Origin of the sequence: Yoonia sp. (genome assembly GCF_014859355.1) — a bacterium.
Lineage (GTDB): Bacteria > Pseudomonadota > Alphaproteobacteria > Rhodobacterales > Rhodobacteraceae > Yoonia.
Genome location: NZ_JACUUJ010000097.1, coordinates 1 through 1,371, shown reverse-complemented (window position 1 = coordinate 1,371; position 1,371 = coordinate 1). Strand labels below are relative to the sequence as shown.

The 1,371-nt window shown below is 58.6% G+C and carries 1 protein-coding gene and 1 pseudogene; both read right to left on the bottom strand.

Annotated elements, in window-relative coordinates; genetic code table 11:
- A partial coding sequence (locus IBX59_RS15140) for a ketopantoate reductase family protein (RefSeq protein ID WP_296377060.1) occupies window positions 1-809 on the bottom strand: 809 nt, incomplete at its 3' end.
- 26 nt (window positions 810-835) lie between these two features.
- Window positions 836-1,371: pseudogene (locus tag IBX59_RS15135) on the bottom strand (6-chlorohydroxyquinol-1,2-dioxygenase); the annotation flags it as partial.

Genomic DNA, 1,371 nt, shown 5'->3' with positions numbered 1-1,371 from the left:
TTGTCAAATATCTCATCGACATAAGTGTCGGGGTCGTTGCTCATACTGGGTGTCATGCCGATGATTGGCATGATCGTGGCCCCGTCGGCCAAGGCCGCTGCCATCGCCTCGTATCCGGCAAGGCGCATCACTTCGAGAAACGCCTTGTTATCCGCGGCGTCGCGCAGGGTGCTATTGACGATTGCAGACGGGATCAGTTCGGCGGCGTTCACGATCAGCTTCATCCATTTGGTCGAATGGATGTCGTCCACCACCGTGACCGTTCCGGAATTGCGCAGCAGGGCGGCCACACCTTCGACACGGCTGTGCTGTGCGGGGTCAACGGCGCCAAGGGCAAACCATGATGTATCGGTGTCGTTCTGACGGTTGGTGATCCCCGGTCCCCACATATTCGAGGCGATCTGGATCACCGCACCAATCGCACGATGCGCGCCGACGATATCGGCGATATCTTCGTGGGTCATGCCGTTTTGCAGGCCGATGACGAAACCGTCGTCTGCCAGAACCGGCTTGATCATCTCGGCGGCCCAACGGGTATCGTAGGCCTTGACGACCATGAAGATCAGGTCGAATGGCTGTTTGATTTCGGCGATTTCGCACAAGTGCAATGCTTTGACCGGCGTATGCAGAACCCTGTCGGGCATGTTTACGGTCAGCCCATTGGCGCGCATCGCCTCGACATGCGCGGGCCACTGGTCGATCAAGGTCACATCAAGGCCCGCCAGCACAAAGTCCGCAGCAACCGATGCCCCCTGCGCGCCGGTCCCAATGAACGCGATACGCCGGGTGTCAGGTGTGTCAGTTGGCATCAGGTTTCTCCGTTGTCGCAACGCTGTCAGGCCGCAGGTGACAGCACAAAATTATATTCCGAACGCCATTTGGTTGCGCCATCGGTGACAGGCTCAAAGGGTGCGATCAGGGTTTCTTTCACGCCAAACACGGCGTCTGAGTGCAAATAGGGATCGCCCGCGACAAAGGTGTGCGTCGTGACCCGGTCATAGCCTTCCGCGCTGACGATAAAGTGCATATGCGCGGGGCGGTAAGGGTGCCGTCCGAGGTTTTCCAGCAACTTGCCAACAGGCCCGTCATCAGGGATCGGGTAGGAAACAGGTTTGATCCCCTGAAACCAATACCGCCCGTCTGGACCGGTTGTGAACACGCCCCGATTGTTGTGCCGTGGTTGCACATCGGGTTGCTGCACATCGTAAAAGCCTTCTTCGTTGTCGGACCAGACGTCAATACGAACGCCCTGGATCGGCGCGCCGTTCAGATCGGTGACGGTGCCTTCGAAAAGACAGGTCTCGGCCCCGCCAAGCTGGGTGATATTTGCGCCCATGTCATATTCCGGTGCCCCGTCGACGTGGAACGGGC